This window comes from Pseudomonas sp. Pseusp88, from assembly GCF_047303955.1.
Classification (GTDB): domain Bacteria; phylum Pseudomonadota; class Gammaproteobacteria; order Pseudomonadales; family Pseudomonadaceae; genus Aquipseudomonas.
Window position 1 is genome coordinate 60,520 of sequence record NZ_JBGLYM010000024.1, and the last position, 24,753, is coordinate 85,272.

The 24,753-nt window shown below is 58.3% G+C and carries 16 protein-coding genes; all 16 read right to left on the minus strand.

What is annotated here, in order from left to right; genetic code table 11:
• Nucleotides 1-32: 32 nt before the first annotated feature.
• The 16 genes from ACCD02_RS24205 to tssM all read right to left on the minus strand — a co-directional run bounded on the left by ACCD02_RS24205 (nt 33) and on the right by tssM (nt 24,747).
• A complete protein-coding gene (locus ACCD02_RS24205; RefSeq protein WP_413307612.1) occupies nt 33-1,601 on the minus strand; it encodes an ABC transporter substrate-binding protein in 1,569 nt (522 codons plus the stop codon).
• Between the two features lie 50 nt (nt 1,602-1,651).
• Nucleotides 1,652-2,662 (minus strand): ABC transporter ATP-binding protein, encoded by a 1,011-nt coding sequence (locus tag ACCD02_RS24210; RefSeq protein ID WP_413307615.1) that lies wholly within the window; start codon nt 2,660-2,662, stop codon nt 1,652-1,654.
• Nucleotides 2,652-3,629: an ABC transporter ATP-binding protein gene (locus tag ACCD02_RS24215; RefSeq protein WP_413307618.1), complete on the minus strand. Its 978-nt coding sequence runs from the start codon at nt 3,627-3,629 to the stop codon at nt 2,652-2,654. Before ACCD02_RS24215 ends, ACCD02_RS24210 begins: the two co-directional genes overlap by 11 nt.
• Nucleotides 3,626-4,531 (minus strand): ABC transporter permease, encoded by a 906-nt coding sequence (locus ACCD02_RS24220; RefSeq protein ID WP_413307620.1) that lies wholly within the window; start codon nt 4,529-4,531, stop codon nt 3,626-3,628. Before ACCD02_RS24220 ends, ACCD02_RS24215 begins: the two co-directional genes overlap by 4 nt.
• Nucleotides 4,528-5,502, minus strand: coding sequence for an ABC transporter permease (locus ACCD02_RS24225; RefSeq protein ID WP_413307623.1), 975 nt, complete (start codon nt 5,500-5,502; stop codon nt 4,528-4,530). The genes ACCD02_RS24220 and ACCD02_RS24225 overlap by 4 nt, the downstream gene beginning before the upstream one ends.
• The gene (locus tag ACCD02_RS24230; protein ID WP_413307626.1) at nt 5,499-6,959 is read right to left on the minus strand and encodes a SidA/IucD/PvdA family monooxygenase; all 1,461 of its coding nucleotides are present in this window, start codon (nt 6,957-6,959) and stop codon (nt 5,499-5,501) included. The genes ACCD02_RS24225 and ACCD02_RS24230 overlap by 4 nt, the downstream gene beginning before the upstream one ends.
• 333 nt (nt 6,960-7,292) lie before the next feature.
• Complete coding sequence (locus ACCD02_RS24235) at nt 7,293-8,243, minus strand: LysR family transcriptional regulator (protein ID WP_413307629.1); 951 nt, start codon at nt 8,241-8,243, stop codon at nt 7,293-7,295.
• A gap of 353 nt (nt 8,244-8,596) precedes the next feature.
• Nucleotides 8,597-9,022 (minus strand): hypothetical protein, encoded by a 426-nt coding sequence (locus tag ACCD02_RS24240; protein WP_413307631.1) that lies wholly within the window; start codon nt 9,020-9,022, stop codon nt 8,597-8,599.
• 83 nt (nt 9,023-9,105) lie between these two features.
• A complete protein-coding gene (locus tag ACCD02_RS24245; RefSeq protein ID WP_413307633.1) occupies nt 9,106-10,617 on the minus strand; it encodes a hypothetical protein in 1,512 nt (503 codons plus the stop codon).
• Between the two features lie 15 nt (nt 10,618-10,632).
• On the minus strand, nt 10,633-12,150 hold the full coding sequence (locus tag ACCD02_RS24250; protein WP_413307636.1) for a hypothetical protein: 1,518 nt from the start codon (nt 12,148-12,150) through the stop codon (nt 10,633-10,635).
• Nucleotides 12,151-12,165: 15 nt separating this feature from the next.
• On the minus strand, nt 12,166-13,614 hold the full coding sequence (locus ACCD02_RS24255; protein WP_413307638.1) for a hypothetical protein: 1,449 nt from the start codon (nt 13,612-13,614) through the stop codon (nt 12,166-12,168).
• Nucleotides 13,614-17,006: a hypothetical protein gene (locus tag ACCD02_RS24260; protein ID WP_413307641.1), complete on the minus strand. Its 3,393-nt coding sequence runs from the start codon at nt 17,004-17,006 to the stop codon at nt 13,614-13,616. The genes ACCD02_RS24255 and ACCD02_RS24260 overlap by 1 nt, the downstream gene beginning before the upstream one ends.
• Nucleotides 16,999-19,488 carry a type VI secretion system tip protein VgrG gene (locus tag ACCD02_RS24265; protein WP_413307644.1) on the minus strand — a complete coding sequence of 830 codons (2,490 nt, stop codon included), beginning with the start codon at nt 19,486-19,488 and terminating at the stop codon, nt 16,999-17,001. The genes ACCD02_RS24260 and ACCD02_RS24265 overlap by 8 nt, the downstream gene beginning before the upstream one ends.
• Nucleotides 19,489-19,526: 38 nt before the next feature.
• Nucleotides 19,527-20,498, minus strand: coding sequence for a serine/threonine-protein kinase (locus tag ACCD02_RS24270; protein ID WP_413307646.1), 972 nt, complete (start codon nt 20,496-20,498; stop codon nt 19,527-19,529).
• On the minus strand, nt 20,495-21,223 hold the full coding sequence (locus ACCD02_RS24275) for a PP2C family protein-serine/threonine phosphatase (protein ID WP_413307649.1): 729 nt from the start codon (nt 21,221-21,223) through the stop codon (nt 20,495-20,497). The genes ACCD02_RS24270 and ACCD02_RS24275 overlap by 4 nt, the downstream gene beginning before the upstream one ends.
• On the minus strand, nt 21,223-24,747 hold the full coding sequence (tssM, locus tag ACCD02_RS24280) for a type VI secretion system membrane subunit TssM (protein WP_413307651.1): 3,525 nt from the start codon (nt 24,745-24,747) through the stop codon (nt 21,223-21,225). Before tssM ends, ACCD02_RS24275 begins: the two co-directional genes overlap by 1 nt.
• Between the last annotated feature and the right edge of the window lie 6 nt (nt 24,748-24,753).

The following is a 24,753-nucleotide window of genomic DNA, read 5'->3' on the forward strand; positions in this document are numbered from 1 at the left end:
TTCGCGAATGAATTCATTCCCACAAAAATGCATCAAGGTTGCACGGTAACCATGCTCGCCGTGGTGCGGTCGCTGACCAGTGGCTGGACTTTCAACCCTTTACGCGCCGCCCAGATGTTCTGGTAATGGAACAGCGGAATGATGCCCACGTCCTCGCTGACCACCTTGACCGACTCCTGCAGAATGGCCCGACGTTTCTCCTCATCGAACTCGGCGGTGGACTGCGCCAGGGCCTGGTCCACCAGCGGGTTGCTGTAGTGGCCCCAGTTGGAGGCGCCCTGGCCCTTGCCGCTGTCCACAGTGCTGAGGATATTGGTCAGGGCATAGGCCGCTTCACCGGTGCCGTTGCCCCAGGCAATTACGCTGACCGCCAGTTCGTTTTTGTTCGCCTTACCCGCATAGACCGCCCAAGGCAGCACTTCCAGCTGCACCTTGACGCCGATCCGTGACCAGAATTGTGCTACCGCCTGCATCGCTTCAGGCGCCTGCGGATAGCGGTCGCCCGGCACATGCACGGTCAGCTGGAAACCGTCGGGGAAGCCCGCCTGGGCGAGCAGCTCCTTGGCCTGTTTCGGGTCGTAGGGAATGTTCTTGATCGCCGGGTTGTAGCCAAAGGTGTTGGCAGGCATCCACTGGTTGGCCTCGGTTACCGTGCCCTGCATGATGCGTTCGTCGATGGCCTGGCGATTGATCGCCAGGGACAACGCCTTGCGCACGCGCAGATCGCGCAGCGGGTTTTCTGCCAAAGGCTTGCCCGCGTTATCACGAATGAACTCGTTGGGGCCTTCGCGGAAGCTGGGTTGAATCAGCAGGGCACGCAGGCCCTGGTAAGCAAAGACGCTGACGTTCGGACTCTTGCGCAAACGCTCGACATCAGTCGGCGACACCTTGTCGATCACATCGACGTCACCGGCCAGCAACGCGGCGGTACGGCTGGACGCGTTAGGCACGAAACGGTAGTCGACCTTGTCCCAGGTCGCCCTGGCGCCCCAATAGTCATTGTTGCGCTCGAAGATCGTGCGGTCGCCCGGCACATAGGAGACAAAGCGATAGGCACCGGTACCGACCATGGCCTTGCCCGAGTTGTAGTCGGCGCTGCTGGCGGTGGCGCCGACATGGCGACTGACAATGTAGATCGAGTCGATGTCCGGCAGCAGGTTGGCGTTGGGCGCACGCGTCTTGACGATCAGGGTGTGGGCATCCTTGGCCTGGGCCGATTCGACGGTACGCAGGGCACCGGCGTAGGAGGCAACGCTGCCCGGCACGCTGCGCGCACGTTCGAAGGAGAACACAAAGTCATCGGCGGTCAGGGGTACGCCGTCCTGCCATTTGACGTCATCGCGCAGATCGAACTCCCAGGTCTTGTCGTCCAGCACTTTCCAGCTCTTGATCAGGCCCGGCAGGGTGCGGTCATCGTGACGGTTGACCAGGGATTCGAAGACATGGATGGCCACCGAGCGGTCACCGGCATAGTTGTTCAGTTGCGGGTCCAGGGAGGAAATCGGGTCGGCGAAGGCGATGCGCAGATCTTGCGCGGCTGCGGTGCCGGCCGCGAGGATCAGGGCCGAAGCCAACAGCGATCGTACAAACAGTTGTTTCATGGGTCGTTCCTTGCACGCAATGGCATGACGGGCTGCACGCCCGCTCTGGGTTAGTCGTTGAGGTGGCAGGCGCTCAGGTGGTTGGGTGCAACCTCCCGGAGCGTTGGAACTTCCTCGCGGCAGCGCGCCGTGGCATGCGGGCAGCGGGGATGAAAATGACACCCGGCGGGCGGGTTAAGCGGGCTGGGGATTTCCCCTTGGATCGCGTCATAACGGGTACTGCGAACATCGAAACGCGGAATCTGCGCCAGCAGTGCCTGGGTATAGGGATGATTGGCGCGGGCAAACAGATCATCGACCGTGGCGCTTTCCACCACGCGCCCCAGGTACATCACTACGACCCGGTCACACAGGTGCTCGACCACGCCCAGGTCATGGCTGATGAACAGATAGGTCAGGCCCAGTTCATCGCGCAGGTCCATGAACAGATTGAGAATCTGCGCCTGAATCGACACATCCAGCGCCGCCACCGATTCATCGCACACCAACAGTTGCGGCTGCACCGCCAGGGCCCGGGCGATGCCGATACGCTGGCGCTGACCGCCACTGAACTGGTGCGGATAGCGCTGGCGCAATTGCGGACTGAGCCCGGCGCGTTGCAACTGGGCACTGACGTAGTCGTCGAACCCGGCCTTGTCGGTCAGGCCATGGAGCAAAGCGCCCTCGCCGACGATACGGTCAACGCGCAGGCGCGGATTGAGGCTCGCGGAAGGGTCCTGGAAGATCATCTGGATCTGCAGGCGCACGGCGTGGCGCTCGGCAGCGCTGAGGCTGTCCAGGGCCTTGCCATTGACCGATGCAGTGCCGGACGAGACCGGCAGCAGCCCGGCGACCATGCGCCCGAGGGTCGACTTGCCGCAACCGGACTCCCCCACCAGCCCCACCACTTCACCGCGCTGAATGCGCAGGTCGACGCGGTCGACGGCATGGGTCACAGGCGTTGGCCGGGTCAGATGCAAGCGCTGCAACAGGCGTTGTACCGCGGTGTTGTCAGCCGCCTTGCCGAAGGTCTTGCTGACCTGTTGCAGCTCGACAACAGGACTCGAATGATCAGCGCGCATCGGCAGCTCCCGGATAAAAACAGCGGACCAGACGGCCGGGTTCGATTTCCTGCATCTGCGGCTCTTGCGCACAAACACTCGAAGCCCGGCTGCACCGGGCAGCGAAGGCGCAACCCACCGGCATTGCCAACAGATTCGGGGCCATGCCGGGAATCTGCCGCAGGCGCTGCCCGCGCTTGTTACGGCTAGGGAGGCTGTCGATCAGGCCTTGGGTATAAGGGTGTTGCGGACGATCGAGAACATCAGCGACGCTGCCCTGCTCCACGATCTGCCCGGCATACATCACTGCAATATCGTCGGCCAGTCCGGCCACCACCGACAGGTCGTGGGTGATCCAGATCAGCGAGGTGCCCTGCTGGCGCACCAGTTTCTGCACTTCACTGAGGATCTGCGCCTGAATGGTCACGTCCAGGGCCGTAGTCGGCTCGTCGGCGATGATCAGGTCCGGCGCATGCAGCAAGGCAATGGCAATCGCCACGCGCTGACGCATGCCACCGGACAATTGGTGCGGATAGGCGCGCAGGCGCTCGTCGGGGCTGGCGATGCCGACCAGGCCCAGGGTACGGCTGGCATGCTCACGGGCTTCACGCTTGCTCATGATCGAATGGGCGCGTACGGCCTCGATCATCTGCGTATCCACGCGCAGTACCGGGTTGAGGGTCATCATCGGGTCCTGGAAGACCATGGCGATGCGATTGCCCTGCAACTCGCGCAACTGTTTTGGCGCCAGTTGCGTCAGGTCGCATCCCTGAAACAGCACCTCGCCGCCGCTGATGCGCCCCGGTTCATCGACCAGACCGAGGATGGAAAAACCGGTCACCGACTTGCCCGAACCGGACTCGCCGACCAGCCCGAGGATACGCCCCGGCTGCAGGCGCAGGGACACGTCGCGCACCGCTGGCAGCACACCGGCATGGGTGTAGAACGAAGTGCACAGGTTGCGCACCTCAAGGGTCGCTTGACTCATCGCTGCAACCTCGGGTTCAGGACATCACGCAGGCGATCGCCCACCAGATTGATGGCGACAATGGTCAGCAGCAGCGCCAACCCCGGAAACACGCTGATCCAGTATTCATTGCTGAGCATGTACTGGAAGCCGTTGGCGATCAGCAGGCCCAGGGACGGCTCGGTGATCGGCACGCCCAGGCCGAGGAAGGACAAGGTCGCCTCCAGAGTGATGGCCCGGGCAATCTGCAAGGCGCCGATGACGATCAGCGGCGGCAGACAGTTGGGCAGGATATGCCCGACCACGATGCGCCACGGACCAATGCCCTGCCCCCGCGCCGCATCGACATATTCACGACGGCTTTCGGTCAATGCCTGGCCACGGGCGGTGCGCGCGTAATACGCCCACTCCAGCACCACCAGCGTCAGCATCACATTGCCCACGCCCTTGCCCAGCCAGGCAAGGATCATCAGCGCCATGAGGATCACCGGGAAGGACAGCAGCAAGTCCACCAGACGCATGATCAGCGCATCGACCCAGCCACCCGCGTAAGCCGACAGCAGCCCCAGCAAGGTGCCGATCACCGCCGCAATAAGCGCCGAACCAATGCCGACCCACAGGCTGATGCGCAGCCCGTAGATAATCGCTGACAACAGGTCGCGGCCCTGGCCATCGGTGCCCAGCCAATAGGTATAACCGGCGTCCATATTGGGGCTGCCCGGTGCCAGGCGTGCATCCAGAACGTTGAGCTGCATCAGGTCATAAGGGTTTTGCGCGACGATCCATGGCGCCAGCAAGGCCAGCAGGATAATCAGCGCTAGCACCACAAGTCCGCCCACGGCGACCGGCGAGCGACTGAATTCACCGAAGACCCGGCGCCATGGCGACTGCGCCTTGAGGGGAACGGTTTCGACGGCGCTCATCGGCTCGCCTCCACACGCACACGGGGGTCAAGCAGGTAATACAGGCTGTCGACGATCAGATTGAGCACCACGAAAATCACCACGACCACCATCAGATACGCCACCACCACCGGGCGGTCCAGGGTGTTGATACTGTCCAGAATCAGTTTGCCGGCGCCGGGCCAGGCAAAAATGCTTTCGGTCACCACCGCGTAGGCGATGGTCGAACCCAGCTCCATAGCCAGCACCGTCACCAGCGGGATCATGGTGTTGCGCATCACGTGCATGAGCATCACCCGCGCCGGCGTCAGGCCCTTGGCCCGGGCAAAGCGCACGTACTCCTGAGGCAGCACTTCGCGCACGCCTGCACGGGTCAGACGCAACACCAGGGAAAACTTGAACAGCGCCAGATTGAGTGCCGGCAAAAGCAAATGCTGCAGGCCGTCGAGGGTCAGGAACGACCACTGGATGCCGAACAGTTCACGGGTATCGCCGCGCCCACTGGCAGGCAGCCAGCCGAGCTTGATCGAGAACAGCATGATCATCATCAGCGCCACCCAGAACGCCGGCAGCGAGAAGCCGACGATGCTGCCCGCCATCAGCAGGCGTGACAGCGGATGGTCCGGGTAACTGCCGGCAAACATGCCCAGGGGCACGCCCAGCACCACAGCCAGCAACATGGCGCTGAACGCCAGTTCGAAGGTGGCAGGCAGGCGCTGCATGATCAGGCGCATGGCATCTTCGTGATAGACAAAGCTCTGGCCAAGATTGCCGTGCAGCGCGCCCTGCACGAACAGCAGGTATTGCTGCCATAGCGGCTTGTCCAGGCCCAGATGGGCGATGGCCTGCAAGCGCTCGGCCTGGTTGAGGTCTTCACCGACCAGAATGTCCATGGGATTGCCGATGGCGTTGAGGCCGACAAACACCACCAACGTCATGACCAGCACCACCAGCAACGACTGACTGATGCGCCGCACCGCCCAACCGATCATCCGCGCAGCTCTTCGGGCGTGGGCTGGGCCACCACCCATTCGTCACCCAACAGCTCGGGTTCGGCATAGAGCTTCATCGCGGTGAAATGCTGCTCGATATCTTCGTTGAACAGCTGCCCGGTCAGGCCGTGGGCCAGGCGCTTGGCGCCCTCGCTGATGGCCGGGATATCGCCGGACACTGCGCCGTAGCTCAAAGCGGCCGGGTAGTTGAAGCAATGGATCTTGCCGATGCCAGGGCAGGCACCGGGGGTTTTCTCCTGAAACTCGAAACAGGTGCCCAGATCCGGCAGCTCGGCCAGTTCGGCGTCGAACTCATCGGCAGGTGGCGTGAAACGATCGCTCCAGGTCTGGATATGCCGGGCGAAACCGGCAAATTCCGGACGCAGGGCAAAGTCGGTCCGAAAGCCCGTGGCGAAAATCAGAAAATCGTATTCCAGCCTTGCGGTGGGCGTATTCAGCACAATTGCGCCAGCCGGATCAAGGCTCGCCGAGACGATCGGGCTGTTGAGCAGAAACCGCGAATTCGGCGAGCGCGACACCCGCTGGGTGCTACCCCGTGGCGGCGGTACCTGCTGGGCATTGAGATAACGACGGATGCGCCATTTCCAGGCATCCGGCAGGCGCCAGTAGCCATGGGTCATCCCGGGGTTACCGGCGCCCTTGCCCTTGTTCACCCGTGGCAGATCGGCGCGGCGAACCAATAGATCGACACGTGCGGCACCGGCCTCCAGGGCAGTGGCAGCACTGTCCATGGCCGAGGCGCCGCCACCGATGACACCGACGCGCTTGCCGACAAACCAGTCATTTTGCAGGCCATCCGCCGAGTGCGCCCAAAGCTCATAGGGCAGGTCTTTGGCGAACTCCGGCACCCAAGGCCCGCCCAGGCCATCACGGCCGGTGGCCAGCACCACATGACGGGCCAGCACGGTACGGGTCTGCCCGTCGTGAACCAGATCCAGCTCGACCAGGCCATCGGCCCGCGGCTGTACCCGGCTGACTCGCGTGTCGTTCTGCACATCCAGTTTCAGTACCTGGCGGTACCAGCGCAGGTAGTCGGCCCATTGCAGGCGCGGGATCTTGTCCAGGGCATCCCATTGCGCCTGACCGAACTGTGCCTTGAACCAGGCCTGAAAGGTCAGCGCTGGCAGCCCCAGCGCCGGCCCGGTCAACTGCTTGGGTGAGCGCAGGGTTTCCATGCGCGCCGTAGTCGCCCACGGACCTTCGAAACCGGCGGGAGCCTGATCGAAGATGCTTGCACTCACGCCCAGGTTGCGCAGTTCTGCCGACAACGCCAGCCCGGCCATGCCACCCCCGATAATTGCCACATCCAGCGTCGCCCGGCCATCACTCAGGCGCGGCTTGACCCAGGGATTGGCGGGCAGTTCCAGCCACTCCAGATCCTGGCGCAGGCGTTGTTCCAATGCAGGAAGGCCGATGGGGGCGTTGAGGTCGAACATGGGCAAGTACTCGGAATGGCGATCAGGGAATGGCCCCAATCTTTATTCAAAAAACGCTCCAAAACCTCAATAAATGAATTCATGAAGGCCAAGAATGCGAAATATGAATACTAAAACCGGATTTTTATTCCCACAACTTACATAAAGGAATATTGATAGAACAAATAGGAATAAATGGTGCTTCAAGTGCGTTCACAAACGCACCGTTATGCAGCGAAAACGTTGATCACGCAGGCGCCACTTGTTGGCGATAGGGAGGCGATGTGTCTGGTCCAACGCCTCGCGAACAGGTTCGCTCCTGCCCGATCGCATTCCAATCGTGGGTGACGAGGCTTATTCCGCGTAAATGCTCTGCAACAACGCATCATGCTCACCGGGCGGATGCATGATCATGTCGGGCAGTAGCTCCCTGGCCGAGATCGCCAGTTCTTCGATCAGCGCCTGGGTGACTTCCGACAACGGATGGGCGAAGGCCGAGATCAACCCAAAGAAGAACGGGATATTACAGGCGATTGGCCGCACCACCACCCCCTCCAGGGGCACGCCCATGGCCGTAAAGGGATCGACCATCGCCACGCCGAGGCCGACCCGGGCCATCTGCATGGCAATCAGCGACGTATTGGTATCGAACATATTCGGCGCCTGCAGGCCCAGATCGTGGAACGCCTTGTCGATGCGGCGGCGAAAGCGGAACGGGTTGGACATGGTCACCAGGTCCTGACGGGCCAGTAACGCCATGGGCAGCACGGCATGCTCTGCCAATGGCGAGTCGGCCGCCAGCACCGCCACACAAGGTGCCTCGCCGATCCAGTGGATATCCAGGCCGCGATGCTCGGTCGGCAGGCTGACGGCGCCCAGGTCCATGGTCTTGGATAACACCGCCTGCACAACGTTTTCCGGGGTCATGCTCTGCAACTGAATCTGCTGCGGCCGCAACTCAGCGGGCAGCCGCGACAACGCCAGGGGCAGCAACCCGGTGGCGAGAGCCGTGATGGCGACCAGCTTGATCTGCCGGTTCTCGTCATGGGCCAGATGCTGGGCACGCTGGCGGATATTACGAATACCCTGCAAGGCACTTTCCACCTCGGCATACATGGCGAAGGCCTTTTGCGTCGGCGTGACCTTGGGTCCGCTGCGCTCGAACAAGGCAAAGCCCAACTCCTGCTCCAGCTCCTGGATCACCCGCGTGACCGAGGGCTGCGAACGCCCGAGCATTTTCCCCGCCGCAGTGACACTCCCTGCCGACATCACTGCGGCAAAGGCTTCGAGTTGACGCAAATCCATAGACACGCCTTGCAAGAAAGTAACGGGACCGCCCGACCGGCTCACCCTGAAATCGCCTGCCAGTCTACACGCAGCTATCCACAACAATGGAAGCCGATCAAATCGCCATCATGCTTGCGAAGCGCTGTGAGTCATGCCTTTTTAGTTGAAAAAACTCGTTGACAATCAATACTTTCAAACTGGAAAAGGCATTTGATCATTTTTTGATCAAACCGTTAAAAACCATGAGTCACATGGCATTCAGAGAGTTATCCACAGAGATACTCAAGATTTTCGTGGACAACTCTGGTGACGAAAGAAGGCATCGAAAGGTGTGAACACCTGTTGATGAGGACGCCATTGACAAGCCGCTATCAGCAACCCATCTGCGGCATCAGTCGAATGTCGCACGTCGATGGGTTGCCCATTGCTGGCAATGGCTGGCTGTCAGCGACACCCTGGACGGCAACACAATTGGCCGGGATCTTGTCCATGCGCTGCATTTCATCGAAACGAGAGCATCTTGTAAAATCCAGCTGGCAGTAGCTTTCAGCTGCCCATTGAAAGCAACCTCGTAATACAAGCCATCTCCATCCCTCCGGTTCTCGACCATACCCATTCTTGAGCACCTGAATGAGCCCTTGGGTGAAGGTTTCCGCCTCCTTGTTGCGAACCAACTCGGCCTGGGTGAAATAGTCGATCTTATGGAGGTTCGTCGGGCCTTCGCCCACCTGGCCCAGGCGCAGCCGGGCTCTATAGGTCTCGTAGCCGGGCAGCACACTGACGGTGCTTTCGCGCAACAGGGGTATCGGGGAGCCGTCGTAGCGCGGCTGTCGAGCACTGCAGCAAGTACCGACAACGGCACAAGAGGCGTTGGCACGCATCAGTCAAACAGTGCCTTTAATTTTGAGCGAAAGCCTGATCCCGTTACCTCGGTGTCACCAGGGACCGGCTCACTTTCAATAACGCTGCTTTGCCCGGAGTTCTCGTTTTCAACCGGGCCCGCAAGCAATCGAAAGCTTTTTAGCGTGGCGATAAAGTCTGTTTTGACTTGCTCGTAGGACTGCGGTTTTTCCGGGTAGTAAGTCTCGGCTTTGAGCACCAGGCTCGGTTCGATGCCATTACTGGCATTGCCCGCGGTAATGACATAGCTGCCTGCCGTTGTAGACTGATCGCCCTTCTGGCCAGCGGGTTTATAAGTCTTGATACCGAGGACGCCTTTACGGCTGCCGATCTCCACCGAAGTTGGGGCCGATGCATCCATGGAGACTACGCTCGGGAACGGATTACCATAAATCGGCGCGGTCAGCATCGGCAAAAGATCCATCGCCTTGTCGATACTGGAACTCAGGCTCAAGCTGTACAGCAGTTCATGATTGTCGACCGGGTGCCAGGCCATGGTGACCGAATAAGGTTCCTTGCCATTGTCGGCGATAAAGCCAAAGGGAATACAGAAGCCCGGTTCCTGGGGTATTTCGAATTCCGAACGGGTGCGAAAGCGCGATAATAACTCGCGAGCGGCGAGTACTAGTTTTTCAAATACGTCCGGATGGCCTGAGTTTCTGTCGGTGTCGCCGAATGTAAATTTATACACCCTGTCGTCACGCCAGAGCACGACAACCAGCTTATCGGGATAAGGTCCGCCATAGACACCGGGCACGCCAAAGTCGAAGGCCATCTCTTTGGCATAGCGCTCATCGGTTGGATAGCTGTCATATTCCTCTTCATAAGCTTTTAACTCAGCTTCCATTTTCTCGGTCGGGAGATTTTTCTCCCGGCGCAATGGGATATCATACTTTCTAAGCGTGAATATTTCTGTCTGAACGTGAGATATTCGCTTGAGTTTTTTCTCAAGCGCTAATTCTTCCTTCAGTAGTTTCCTATACAGTTCAGGGTCTGAGCGCTCTAGATCCCCCGTCGCCACGTGAGATATCTCGTTGATTTTTTCTTGTACAACTCTCTCTTTTGACTCCAACTTACTTGGGCTTTCACTCCTCACAACAGCCTCATAGATATCGATGGTCGTCTTGGGACTGACTTCTATAGCCACCAGACTGAAAGCCGCATTGGTAGGATCACGCCCATAACTCAGCTGTTTAGCCAGTTGCCCAACATCCGGCGAATAACCGCCAGGCCCCGTATTGCCGTGCCCAAACCGGCGAAAATCCATCAGATGCCAGACAATATCCGTTTGCAGCTCAAATACCGAGCGGCCCAGGCACTGGGTTCTCGTCTGAACACCAGAGTTTTCCGGGGACGCCACAGCGCTCTGAGCACCCAGCAGTAGCGATGTAACAAAAAGACCAACTGTATTAACAGGACGCATAAAAAACTTCCATATTTTGGCCAGCCAGAAACCGGCCATGACAGCAGAGGCAACCATCAAAACAAGCAAGCACCCTCGCCGCACTCATAACAGCACTTTCAATACTTTCAACACTATGTCAGGGCTGATACCGAGTTCCTTCATGTCACGGGGGAGCGGTCCAGTTTTTTCAGCCTTGTCGGGAATGGGGCTCTGCGCTTCAACCGGGCCGGGAAGCAAGCGAAAGCTTTTTAGCGTGGCGATAACGTCCGCCCTGGTTTCTTCCATCGACTGGGTCTGTGTCGATGAAAGATTCTTGACCTTTAGGGCCAGGCTTGGCTCGATACCATTACTGGCATTACCAGCGGTAATAATATAGCGCTCAGTAAACAGCGCTGGATCAGATCCCGGAGTATCGGGTTTGTAATACTTCCCCCCGATGACGCCTTTACGGCTGCCAATATCGACGGGCGTAGGACCGAAGGTTTGCAAAACGCCTACGCTCGGGAACGGATTACCATAAATCGGCGCGGTGAGCATCGGCAAAAGATCCATCGCCTTGTCGATACTGGAACTCAGGCTCAAGCTGTACAGCAGTTCATGATTGTCGACCGGGTGCCAGGCCATGGTGACCGAATAAGGTTCCTTGCCATTATCGGCGATAAAGCCAAAGGGAATACAGAAGCCCGGTTCCTGGGGTATTTCGAACTCGGATCGGGTGCGAAAGCGCGACAGTAACTCGCGAGCGGCGGGTACCAGTTTTTCAAATACGTCCGGATGGCCCGAGTTTCTATTGGTGTCGCCGAATGTGAATTTATACACCCTGTCGTCACGCCAGAGCACGACGACCAGTTTATCCGGATAAGGCCCGCCGTAGGCACCTGGCACGCCGAAGTCGAAGGCCATCTCTTTGGCATAGCGCTCATCGGTGGGATAGCTGTCATATTCCTCTTCATAAGCCTTTAACTGGGCCTCAAACTCCTCAGTCGGGAGATTTTTCTCCCGGCGCAATGGGATATCATACTTTCTAAGCGTGAATATTTCTGTTTGAACGTGAGATATTCGCTTGAGTTTTTTCTCAAGCGCTAATTCTTCCTTCAGTAGTTTCCTATACAGTTCAGGGTCTGAGCGCTGTAGATCCCCCGTCGCCATGTGAGATATCTCGTTGATTTTTTCTTGTACAACTCGCTCTTTTGACTCCAACTCACTTGGGCTTTCACTCCTCACAACAGCCTCATAGATATCGATGGTCGTCTTGGGACTGACTTCTATAGCCACCAGACTGAAAGCCGCATTGGTAGGATCACGCCCATAACTCAGCTGTTTAGCCAGTTGCCCAATATCCGGCGAATAACCGCCAGGCCCCGTATTGCCGTGCCCAAACCGGCGAAAATCCATCATATGCCAGACAATATCCGTTTGCAGCTCAAATACCGAGCGGCCCAGGCACTGGGTTCTCGTCTGAACACCAGAGTTTTCCGGGGACGCCACAGCGCTCTGAGCACCCAGCAGTAGCGATGTAACAAAAAGACCAATTGTATTAACAGGACGCATAAAAAACTTCCATATTTTGGCCAGCCAGAAACCGGCCATGACAGCAGAGGCAACCATCAAAACAAGCAAGCACCCTCGCCGCACTCATAACAGCACTTTCAATACTTTCAACACTATGTCAGGGCTGATACCGAGTTCCTTCATGTCACGGGGGAGCGGTCCAATTTTTTCAGCCTTGTCGGGAATGGGGCTCTGCGCTTCAACCGGGCCGGGAAGCAAGCGAAAGCTTTTTAGCGTGGCGATAAAGTCTGTTTTGACTTGCTCGTAGGACTGTGGCTTTTCCGGGTAGTAAGTCTCGGCTTTAAGTACCAGGCTCGGTTCGATGCCATTACTGGCATTGCCCGCGGTAATGACATAGCTGCCTGCCGTTGCGGATTGATCGCCCTCCTGGCCAGCGGGTTTATAAGTCTTGATACCGAGAACGCCTTTACGGCTGCCGATCTCTACCGAAGTTGGGACCGATGCATCCATGGAGACTACGCTCGGGAACGGATTACCATAAATCGGCGCGGTCAGCATCGGCAAAAGATCCATCGCCTTGTCGATACTGGAACTCAGGCTCAAGCTGTACAGCAGTTCATGATTATCGACCGGGTGCCAGGCCATGGTGACCGAATAAGGTTCCTTGCCATTGTCGGCGATAAAGCCAAACGGAATACAGAAGCCCGCTTCCTGGGGTATTTCGAATTCCGAACGGGTGCGAAAGCGCGACAATAACTCGCGAGCGGCGGGTACCAGTTTTTCAAATACGTCCGGATGGCCCGAGTTTCTATTGGTGTCGCCGAACGTGAATTTATACACCCTGTCGTCACGCCAGAGCACGACGACCAGTTTATTCGGATAAGGCCCGCCGTAGGCATCTGGCACGCCGAAGTCGAAGGCCATTTCTTTGGCATAGCGCTCATCGGTGGGATAGCTGTCATATTCCTCTTCATAAGCCTTTAGCTGGGTCTCAAACTCCTCAGTCGGAAGATTTTTCTCCTTACGTAATGGGATATTATACTTTCTATAGAGGTAAGCCTGGGTGTCAGCTATGGATATCCGCTTGAGTGATGCCTGAAGCACCCGTTTCTCTTTGAGCAATATTTTATAACGCTCTGGATCTGACCGCTCTAAGTCCCCAGTCAATACGCGGGATAGTTCGTCGATTTTTTTTTGTACGACTCTCTTTTTTGATTGCAACTTACTTGGACGTACAGTCCCCACAACAGCCTCATAGATATCGATGGTCGTCTTGGGACTGACTTCTATAGCCACCAGACTGAAAGCCGCATTGGTAGGATCACGCCCATAATTCAGCTGTTTAGCCAGTTGCCCAATATCCGGCGAATAACCGCCAGGCCCCGTATTGCCGTGTCCAAACCGGCGAAAATCCATCATATGCCAGACAATATCCGTTTTCAGCTCAAATACCGAACGGCCCAGACACTGGGTTCTCGTCTGAACACCAGAGTTTTCCGGGGACGCCACAGCGCTCTGAGCACCCAGCAGTAGCGATGTAACAAAAAGACCAATTGCATTAACAGGACGCATCAAGAATTTTCCGTATTTCGGTTATCAGGCAAGGCAGCAACGCGGGTGCCATCGGCCCCACGCCCTACACTTGGCTGTATGTTCGCCAAGATAGTCAGATTGAACTGAGAGTCGTTACTCTCATTCTTTGTCCAGTGGATAGGTAATTGCGTAATGAAGCCCATGATAGTCCCGGGCTGAACGCCGTAGGCGGCCTCTGTCCAGAACTCCTTCTCAAAAGGCATCAAACCTTTTTTGACATTGGCGGGCGAATACCCTGCGGTCTCTTGTAACTCTTTAGGATCTTTCCAGAGCGGCCAGATAGAGGCATTGTTTCTCGGAATAAATGGAAACGCCTCTTCGTATTTTTCAGAGTTTTCCAACGCCTGCCCTTGAATAGCCTGCCAGGTGGCGGGCGCCGCTGGCATATCGATCAGGCTCTCCAGATGAGTCGCAGGCTGGACTTTGACCTCGCTATCGCTTACATCCAGCGCAAATAACTTACGCCACAGTTGCCGGCGCAAACCCCTTACATCGGCGCAAACCGGATGTTGGCCCCTGCCATTGAGCGGCGAAGGCGTCGGCATATTGCCCGAGACAATCACCGCCAGCTCCGAATCGCGGTCCCCCAACTGGCTGCGGTCGTTGATATTGGCACTGCCAAGAATCGCCACCCGGTCATCGGCAATCAGCAGTTTGCTATGGACATAGATCTGCTCGGTCACCGGACGGTCCAGCAGCTCCCAGGAACGAAGATTCAACAGGGTCAGGTAACGTGACCAGTCTGCCTCCTCGTATCGTTTAACCATTTCATCAGACTCGACATTATCTTCAATGGCTCGCCTGGCTTGTTCCTCTGTCTTACCTTTATCCATCTGTGCCTTGATCGCCATCGAGCGCTGGATTCGCTTGACCAGGCTCTGCTCGCCCAGCGACAGGCTCTGCATGGTCAAGTGCACCTGAGTCATCAGGCTGATGACATTGAGCGGCCCTTCGGGGTGGACCGGCAGGACCATGTACACATGGAAGTCTTCACCCATCTCGATCGCCCGCTCGATCCGTGCGGCGAGGGCCTCGCACAGGGGATTTTGCAGGGCGGCCTGGGCAGGTTGAAGTCGTCTCAGGCTCTCGACTGTGCCGATGTTCGTGAGTACCTGCATCAGCCCTTGGGTGAAGGTTTCCGCCTCCTTGTTGCGGATCATCTCAGCGAGGGCGAAATAGTCGATCTTATGCAGGTTCTTCGGGTCATCGGCCACCTGGTCCAGGCGCAGCCGGGTTTTATAGAGATCGTAACCGGGCAGTGCGCTGACGCTCATCAAGCCTTGCATCGGTCCGGGGACGACCGTAGTCGTCACTGTGCTGTCCTGGCCGTAATCACTCTGAAAAAACTGATTTTCGATATAGATGAACTGCTGCGCGCTGGAAATAGCCTTGAGCATCGCCTGCAGGCAGTTGGCCTGGACACCGCCAGGGGGCGGATAGCCGTCGCCGGCTTTCAACGCGCCCAGGTACTCCTCCTGGCGCAGGCGCGCTGAAGCGCTGCGCAGCACTTGTACGCTGACGCTGCCTTGTTTCGGCACTTCGGCGGGCTGGGGCAGGTACTGCGCCTTGAACGGCACAGGGGCCAGGTCGGTCTGGATAAGCTTCAGCACGCTGCCCAGGGCGCTCGGCAGGGTTATCCGGGTGCCGTCGTAGCGCGCCTGCAGGCTGTTCCAGCGGTCGATGAAGTTGCGCGACAGGTCCTGCACTGCGGGGCCTTCAAGGCGCATATGGACGTCGTGCCAGGGCATGCGTGGCTGGCGGGCACTGTCGTGGATAACCTCGCCCGCGGGCATGAGGCGGGTGTCGGGGTCTGCCAGATAGGAATAGGGTTCACCCTGCTGGGCATCACTCCTGCGCTCAATGACCGAGTGCAGATAAAGCAGAAAGGGAGTGGCCAGCGCCTCGAACTCTTCAACGGCCTTGGCCGCGACAATCGACGAAGGCGTGTTGTTGAGCCAGGCGTAGAACGCACCGACGCCGCTTTGTTGCACCCACAGGCTGACCAACTCGCTGCCACGATTCAGCTGCGCATCATTGATAAAGCCGCCGGAGGTCTGGATCTGCCCGGCCCAGGCCAGTAACGCCTGTTGCAGTTCATCCAGTGGCGCAGATGCGCGCTCGGCCCAGGCCTGATAGTCACCCTTGAGCCGGCTGACCCGCGCCTGCAACCTGCTGCTGGCAGGCCCGGAAAGGGAAGTGATCCGCGGGATCTGCCGTTGCGCGTCAGTGAGCCATCGATCTGTCATCTGCTGCAGGGTTGTCGCCCGTTCCGGATCGTCATGCCAGGCGCCAATGGCATCGCTGACCAGCCTGGTGTCGCTGCGCAGTGCCTCGAGGGCGCCGTCAGTGCGGCGCCCGGTCTGCAGTTCCTCGTCCAGTACCTGGAGCGCTTCATCCAGGGAGTGCTTCCACTGTTGCAGGGTGTACTGCCAGTTCTGTGGGTTATCTTTTGCCAACTGTCGGTGGATGAACTCAGCGATATAGGCCACACCACCTGCGGTATATGCCCCACCGGCGCCCATGATTCGCAACCCGTCCACCGCCCTGTGCTTGAGCCAGATGCCGGCTTCCTGGCCACTATGGCGCAGTGCGTTGAACAGCTTGTTATCTTTTGCCCACCCTACATGGCGCTGGGCTTTACTGAACAGATCGCCGCTCCACAGGGCGGCACTGATCAGTTCGAAACCCGTGAGGTAAGGGTATTGTTGATGCGCCGCGATGCTGGTGATCGGCGGGATGCACGGGTTGTAAAACTCGTTGGCCACTCTGCCGTTGGCGGCCAGACGGAAATTATGGTCATCGCAACGACCATAGGCCAGGTCGATGCCTCCGACGTAGGCAATTTCATTGTCGATCACCACCATTTTCTGGTGATGGGAGAAAAACAAGCCCAGATTGGCCATGTCACTTTGCTGTATGGCAGGCAGGCACCAGACCTTCTTCGTGTCGAGCCCCGCGTTCAACAGGAGGGCTGCGACCATGGTTTCCATGTCACCCGTGTCGACGGCGACCTTCGGGGAAAGCCAGGGCATGAGGTAGATATCGGGTGCCGCGCCTTGACGCAGCGCGTAGTTCAGGCAGTCCCACAGACGAACGTCGCCTGTCAGGCGCACTTCATAGTTGATCTGCCAGCCACAGATGTAGATCGACTTCCTGGCATGCTTGATGGCATGGGCAATATCTTTGAAGTAGTCGCTGCCGGTGGTAAAGAATTTAACCTGGTTGCCCAGCCGCTCATTGGCGAAGGTTTCGCCATGCCGACTGCTGTGTTTGATGAACCAGCCCGGCGCAGACGTGGCCGGGCAGGCTTTGCCGTCCTCGCTGATCACCTGGTTGAGTTGCTTGGCCTCAATGCCGTTCATGTTACTCATGCTTGTTTCCCTTCAGCATTTCAAATAGTGCGGTGCCTTGAGCGAGCGACAGGTTTATCAAGGCTGTGCGGGTTTCGATACCTGCCAGAGGATGATGGGCACTGACATGGGGTTCGCTGCTGAAATCCATGCTCGCCAGTGCCAGCATCTGCTGCTGCTCGCTGCTCAGCCCCTTGTCCAGATGGGTTTTCAATGCGACACACTGACCGGCATATACCAGCCAGAACCGCTGTGCATCCTTGGCGTACTCAAGGGAGAGCTTTTGCTGCTGGGCGTCTGAAAGCACGACGCGCCCCGCGTTATCGGATTCGCCCTGGGCTATCACGTCTTCCGGGGAAACTCGCCCCAGGGTTCTCCAGGTCGGGTTGCTGAGTCGGACGATGCGCCAGGGGGTGTGAGCCAGCGGGAAACCGCCGTCGCCGGGGCAGTCGGACAGGCGAATATCGAAGCGCAGGTCTTGAGGCACTACCGACGAAGCGGGCTGTGTTGCGCCTGTCTGTGGCTGTGCGCCCGCCAATAGATTGCCAGCGGCGTCCTGATCCACCCGCCCCGGCAACATTGGCAACTGAATACCGATCCCGCTCCCCGAACCAGGTCCGCCTCCGGCATTGAGCTTCACCTGCGCGCCGACTCCCGTCACACCGCTGGCATCAAGCTTGATAAAACTGCCACCCGCCTTCAGCGTGAGTTCCAGTCCGGCCTCAACGACCACTTTCTCGCCGGCCTTCAGATGAATTTCGTTTCCGGCCCGGATCAGTTGCGCCGTTCCGATCTTGATGTGCTGGTTCTGCCCGACCGTCAGGTGATCGTCCATGCGCGCTTCGACCCTGCGGTCGGCGTGGGTGATGCGATGCTCCTGGGCTTTGAATTCGCTGAAACTGTTCTGCTCGACCGTATCGTGGCGCTCGTTGCCGACATGGATTCTCTGGTCGTGCTCGATGTTTTCATCCCAATTGCGCTGGGCGTGGATGAAGATTTGCTCCGCGCCTTTTTTGTCCTCGATACGTACTTCGTTGTAGCCGCCACCGCCTGGGCTGCTCATGGTCTTGAACAGGGTGCGGGTCTTGTTGGCTGGCAGGTCATAGGGCAGCGGGTGTGCCTTGTGGTACAGGCAGCCGGTCACCAACGGCTGGTCGGGATCGCCCTCAAGGAATGACACCAGCACTTCCATGCCTACGCGGGGGATGCTGATGCCGCCATAGCGGTCGCCTGCCCAACTCGAAGAGACGCGCAGCCAGCAACTGGTCTTGTCGTCGGTGCCGCCCTCACGGTCCCAATGGAACCGGACTTTGACGCGGCCGTACGAGTCGCAGTGGATCTCTTCCCCTTCAGGGCCGGTGATCACCGCCGTCTGGCTGCCAAACACCTTGGGTTTTGCATGTTTCAGTGCCGGGCGGTAGAACACATCCCAGGGTATGGCGAGGAAGCGGTTGCGGTACCCCTGATGGAAGTCGTCCTTGCCCGTGCCGACGTCGCTGGTCACCGACTCTTCCAGCACCTGCGGCTGTTTACCTTCGTGGAAAACTTCAGTGAGCAGCCAAAGGTCGTTCCAATCGGCATGGGGATGCTCAGAAAGCTCGAGATAATGACCGCTGACCAGCCTGGGCTGGTCGCCATGGCCTTCGCCTTGTCGATAGTCGGCGCGGTGGCGCTCCAGGGCACGCAGGCTGAGAAGTTTGCCGTGAGCGCTTTCGGTAAATCGGCCGGGGTAGTCGTAATCCTCAAGGTCCGGTTGCTTGCGTTCGTCCTGAGGCTTGCAGGCTGCTTCGAGTTGCAGCCTGGGCTGTTCAAAGTCGTAGTCGCGGCGGGTAACACGCCCCGTGCGGACTTCCAGGCGCACATTGAAGCCCTTGATGACTGGCTCGTCAGCCACCATGCCGCTGCCCTGGACATAGGCGGTGGGTCGGCCGAGCCTGGGGAATACTGCCTGGTCGTCACCAAACACCAGCACATGGCCTTGCTCACTGTGCTGGAAGTGGTAATGGATGCCCTCTTCCTCGCATAGCCGTTGAATAAAGTGCAGGTCGCTTTCGCCGTACTGCACACAGTAGTCGCGATCCGGGCAGGGTCGATTGAGATGGAAGCGGTAGTTGGTGCTCAGAATGCCGTGTTCTTCGAGGATCGATCCGATGATCGCCTGCACCGACTTGTGCTGAAAGATGCGCTGGTTCGTGCGATGACGCAGATAGTACAGATGCGGCACCAACGACAATGTGTAGCGCGTCAGGCGCTTGCCGGCCGCGCCTTGGGCAACGCGGTAGATCTGCCCGTGAACGCCATTGCCCTGGAGGTCGAACGCCAGATACGCTTGCTTGTGCAACAGTTCCTCAAGGTCCAGATCGGGTTTTTCGCTGACCAACTCGAGATCAAAGCGATAGGTCCGGCTGACGCCTTCAGTGCCGGTGAAGGACAATACTTGCAGGTCGCCTGCATAGTTCTGGATGGTCAGGCTGAAGTGTGTTTCGTTGGCTAGGTTGAACATTTCTTTGCTCCCTGTGTTGCAGTCAGTCGTCCGTAGCGTCATTGCGTCATGCGTTGCAGCCACCCTCCCGGGCTTCCCAAAACGTCGCGTAACTGGGCAACACTGATGGTGCGTTCAGCCGGGTTGAAGGCCAATGCTTTACGCAGCGCAGGCCAACAATGCCGCGGGAGATTCCTGGGGCGGCGCAGCTCCCGTTCGAGGTGTTCGTCACGGGCCAGTGTCGAAGGTAGACGGCGAAACGGCGGTTTCCCCCCGGCCAACTCGTAGAGCACGCAGGCAACGCCGTAGACATCGGCACTGGTGGCCAAAGGCTGTCCTTCGAGCAGCTCCGGGGCCGCGTAGCCTGGAGTCCAGGCATTGAAGCGGCCACGATTGAGGTGAGCCAGGCCTGGCAGGATGCCCGCCTGGGCCTGGCCGAGACCAAAGTCGAAAAGGCGTACGCCGTTTTCGCTGAGCATTACGTTGCTTGGTTTCATGTCACCATGCAGGACCCCGCGAGCGTGGGCATAGGCCAGTGCATCGAGCAGCGCCAGCGCGATATCACGCATTTCCATCCACGGAATTCCCAAAGGCCGCTCGCTAAGCAACCTGTCCAGGGTCAATCCACGCATGAGCTCCATGGTGATGAAAGCGCGCCGGCAAAGGGTATCGACTTCAAAGCTGTGCAAACGCAGCACATTGTTGTGGCGCAGTCGTCGTGTCAGCGCGAATTCGTTGTAGAGCAGCGCGCTGGCATCCGGCGACCCGGCAAATTCATCGCTGAGCACTTTTACGGCGATATAGGGGTCGGGGTCACCAAGCTGCTCACTCAGCAAGTCTCGCGTACGGTAGACCGCGCCCATACCGCCGGCACCGAGCAAGCGCTCGATACGATAACGACCTGCAAGTACGCCCGGCATTTTACCAATGCGGCGCCTGGCGGCCGCCGACCCCACCTTGAGCGACTCGACGAAAGCGACGTAGCTCAGATGCTGGTCCTCTGCTGTGCCCACTCGCATGTGTTCAGTCATTGCCTGATCACCACAGCAGTCAGATTGTCTCGCGCAGGGCCATGCAGAGCGTCATCGAACAGACGATCAAGCGCAGTACTCGGCACGGACAAGCTCATGGCGTTGCCAAGCGCATCGCTACCGAGGCCGCGATACAACCCATCGCTGCACAGCAAGAACGTATCACCGGGATAAACCTGAAACTCAACCACATCCAGTTTCAATTGCTCTGCCGCCCCGACCGCGCGGGTCAGGGCATGGGCAGCCGGAAGCGCACTGGCTTCGTCGACGCTCATGTTTTGCTCATCAACCATCTGCTGTAACAGGGAATGGTCCTTGGATAATTGATACAGCCGCCGACCACGCCACAGGTAGCAACGGCTGTCCCCCGCCCAGATACAGGCAGCGCGATTACCTTCAATCAACAGAGCCACCACAGTGCTGCCCATAATGCTGTCGCGACCGGCGGCGGAGACCGTCAGTTCCTGACCAAAACGACGGTTGAGCCAGTGCAGGCACTGACGAATGTCTTTGAGCCGGGCATCGAAATCATCCCGCTGCGGTAGCTCAGCCAGACTGGCAACGATCATCTGGCTGGCGATATCGCCACCCTGATAACCACCCATCCCGTCGGCAACCACCCACAGCCCCAGCTGTGGGCAGTCAAGGAAAGCATCTTCGTTACGAGCCCGAACTTTGCCGACGTCGGTGCGCGCAGAACTGCGCCAGGGGCTTGCCAACTGCATCAGAGCTGCACCGGCATTCGGAAGGTTCGCAACACCCCCATATCGAACGGGTTAGGTGTACGCTGGCTGGTCAGCAAGTAGTTGGCACGCAGGCCACCGACATTAGCCTTGAGCACTAACACGTCGCGGCCAATCAGGTACTCGGTTTGCATCAGCTCGAATAGACGGAACAACGACCACGGGCCCGTGTTCTGTTCGATACCCATCGGTCGGCCGATCATTTTGTCGAGAACCAGACTGGTGCGACCCTCTTGTGCATCGGCTGGCCACTTGAACGACATCGATACGATAGGACCGTGGCGATATTCGATAACCTTGTCGCCAAACTTGAACTCGGAACGACTGACGGCAGGATCAAGGGTGTAAGGTTCGAGCTTGAAATGCACCTGCGGCTCAGCCGGATCGTTGGCGAAAAAGCTCTGTCGGATAACCTGTGCTGCGGCCATCTGATCGAGATAGGCCTTGGAGACGGGCAGACTGTAACCATCAACACTGCGCAGACGGTAGTTGCCCGGCTCCCCGCTGACAAAAGGACGCAGGTAAGTCTCGAAGAACCTGTCATTGGCACCCTGAGCCCTGAAGAACTCGCGGAAGTCGCTAAGCGCGACATCACTTGTACTGTGGGCATTGAACGGATAACGCTGATTGATTGCCTTGCGATAGAAGCTGTACAGCTCGCTTTGATAGCGCTGGTTCAAGTACTGATAGGAGCCGTTCAACGCCAGACGCCAGGTATCTTCAGCCAGCACGCCGAACCACACGCTCACCGGACGTGGCAGCAGGTTCGACGCGGTGCGAAGGTTGCTCAGCGCATCACGCTGGCCGCCCATACGAGTCTTGGCCATTTCGAACGCGGCGTGTTCCGGGGAGCTTGCGCGGGCCAGACCGGCCATTTGCATTTGCAGATCACTCAGCGCGGCCAGGGCGGACGACAGGTCTGCGGTCGGGCCGTTATTGTCGTCCAGCAAGCGGTGCATTGGCTCAAAGCGAGCTTGCAGGGACTTCCTTGCGGTGTCCGTCAGCTTTAATGCCTGGGCGTCAGGAGGCATGCCTGCCAAAGACGCAAGCTTGCCTGTTTTACCGCCCATTTGCGCAAGATTACCGGCTGTATCAGCAACCTCATCCAGAGCACCGGCGACAGTCGGGAAGCGAGTATTTTCGCGCACTTGCACCAACAGTTGCAGGATCGGCGAATTCGCCGACGTCAGGCCCGCCAATTGCTCGGCACCTTTAGCGAAGTCGGGAATCGCCGACAACGTAATCTGCCCAACCGCTTCGCTCCAATGGTTGGCATAGTCACGAAAGTACAGTTGCTCCAGCTCGACCATCAGGCGCCGCAGGTCCATGCCGCTGATGTTCGGGCTTTCACCCAGCACCCAGTTGTCGCTCAAGATGTCGGTGACCAGCAATGCACCCTGTACCGAAAAATAGCGCTGATAGCCCTGCTGGGTATAGAACCCCGGGATCACATAATCGGTGCCGGCAAGCAGAGAACCTTGTGGGCCGAGCTGTTGGCTCAAGCGGTATTCGGGCAGATTACGAGCCTGCTCGCGAAGCGTGCGATAAACCACATTAGCCAGGGACTCGCTGCGCAGGACCTGGCGCGCCTGGGCTAACAAGGGTTCACTGAGCGGATAGCTGAAGGACTGCTCGAGCAAGCGGCTGAAGTGATTGTTCAAATCATTTTGCACCGCAGCGTTGCCGGTGTAGCGCTGGGACCATTCGTTGGCGACCCAATCCTTGAGCCAGGGCCCGTCGCGACGCTCGCTGTCATTGAGCATCAGATAGGCGCGCAGACTGTTGAGCAGGAGTTCGCGGTCATTCATGTTGGCCCGAATCTGCGCCTCCATCTGGATCGCGACTCGTGGCAACAATTGCGCCTCAAGCTCACGCTCATAGGCGGTCCGCACCACCGGGTTAGCCTCCTCACCCTGATATAGGCCGTTGTGTTCGAGGTATCGCGTGTCGTCTTTTTTCGGGAACACCTGAGTGGCTGCATATCGGGTGTCGAGGGCTTTTAATGCCATCATGGCGTCATCACTTGGGCTGAGCGCCGAGCGCTGTTGAGCCCAGGTCTGAGCCAGGTTGCGCAGGCTTTCCAGGCGCTCGTAATTAGCGGCGAAGCTGCTGGCCCAGAGCATGCCGAACAGTGACAGTACGGCCAATGCACCTGCATAAACCGCACGTTGGCCCCAATGGATACGTCTGCGCTCGCGCTTGTCCAGCCCGGCAAGATTGGCTTCGGGAAAAATCACCTGGCTGAATAAATGGAGAATGAACCGCGAACGACCGCAGTGCCGGGAAGGCAACATATTAGTCTTGGTGCCGGCGGAGCGCGCTGCATCGGCAGCGTCCTGATCAGTCTTCTCAATCAGGTGCGGCGCACTGGTCAGATAAAAGCCGCGCAGTTGATTGATCAACTGATAGCGGTTAGCGGCAAACGCCACGTCAATAAACGAGCAAAGGCGTTCACCGACCTGGCCCAGTTGATGGGGAAAGTCGAGAATGCGGCCGCGTCGCTGGGTGTTACGCTCCTGGTGCAGGCGCATGATCAACTGGCTATTCAAGCGATCCAGGAGTGCTTCGAATTCCGCTCGCAGTACGGCCACATCGGCACCGTTCTGCCCCTTGCGGAAACTGGCGCCGAGCACCTGATCGCTCTCTTCGCGCGACAACTGATCGAAAAACTCGGTAAACCCGGGCAATTGATCAGACTTGCTTAGCACCAGGTAAACAGGCACATCCACGTGAAGCTTCTGACGCACTTCCTGCAGGCGGGCTCGTACCTGCTCGGCCAGAGTTTGAAGTTCAGCATCATTGCCCTTTAGCAGGGTCAGCGCCGGAATGGCCACCAGCACGCCATTCAACGGGCGATTGCGACGGCGCAGACGCAACATATCAAGCAACGTGTTCCAGGCAGTGCCGTCAGTATCATCCTCCGACTGAGTCAGATAACGCCCAGCGGTATCGATCAATACACCGTGATCGGCAAAGTACCAATCACAATGTTCGGTGGTGGCGGTGTCGCGGGTTATTCTGTTATCGATCTTATTGATCGGGAATTCCAGGCCGGAGAAGTTCAGCAAACTGGTTTTGCCACTCTTGTGCGGCCCGATCAGCAGATACCACGGCAAGTCATCCCGCCAACGCTCGCTACGCCCGCGATAGAGGCTTGATGTTTTCAGGATCTTCAATGCATCCTTGAAACGCCCCTTTACTTCCCTGTGCTCTTTATCGATCTTCTGTATGCGCGCGATACGCGCCTTGCCTCCCTCACTCTCTTCGCGCTCTTTTTTCAGCACTCCGGCACGCCAATTACCGAAGACCAGAGTCAGCCCCCAGGCCAGAAATAACCCGCTGACGGTGATCAAGCGCGAGGTCGGGGTCTCCCAGAACTTGTAGTCATCGACCGCCAGCAGCGGCCCGACGAACCACACCAATAGCGCAAGCAATAATGCCACCAGCAAGGTCCAGACCCAGGTCTTGCGCAGGAATGCGCCAACTTTCTTGAAAAAACTTTTCATACACGT